This is a genomic window from Polaromonas sp. P4_H1, assembly GCF_056400945.1.
The window spans coordinates 1-572 of record NZ_JBFUKG010000110.1 but is presented as its reverse complement, the minus strand read 5'-3'; the positions used below and the strand labels follow the sequence as shown (position 1 = coordinate 572).

Here is a 572-nt window from a genome sequence, read left to right as displayed (position 1 = left end):
ATCCGCACCGAGCGGCTGGATGAATTCGATCTTGGTATTCGGCAGTGTCGCGAACACCGTGATCACGCCATGCTCCGGCAGCGGCACGGTCGCGGAAATCTCGGCGCCGAAGGCGGTGCCGTAGATCTTCGCAGCTTTCTCCGCATCGGCGACGGCAATCGCCACATGATTGAGCCGGCCCAGCATGGTGTCCTCCGTAGTCTTTGTTTCTTTGCTTTTAGTCTTCGACCTGCAGGATGTGAACGTAGCACATCGTCTTCTTGCCCCATTGATCGGCGAGTGACGAGCGGACGGCGCGTCGCACCGACTCCGCCATCGCATCGGGATCGCGCTTGCGCGCCCTGGGCAGGTTCTCGACGATGTTGACGACGATGTCGAACACGACATCCTCCATCACCTCGCCCTTGAGGTTCTTTTCGGGAATGCCGATCAGATCGACCGCAGGGTCGTCGACCAGTTCGCCCTTCATGGTCACGGCCAATGCCACGAACGCACAGCCGGCAAAGGACAGCCGGCGCCGCTCGCTTACGGCGCGGGACTTGGAATCCTCGAGAATGAGGCCGTCCTTGAAC

Annotated in this window: 2 protein-coding genes; both read right to left on the bottom strand. The window is 60.8% G+C overall.

The features are described 5' to 3' along the window. A partial coding sequence (locus AC1DS5_RS25380; protein ID WP_477721008.1) for a VOC family protein occupies nucleotides 1-186 on the bottom strand: 186 nt, incomplete at its 3' end. 31 nt (nucleotides 187-217) lie between these two features. Then, a partial coding sequence (locus AC1DS5_RS25375) for a hypothetical protein (RefSeq protein WP_477721007.1) occupies nucleotides 218-572 on the bottom strand: 355 nt, incomplete at its 5' end.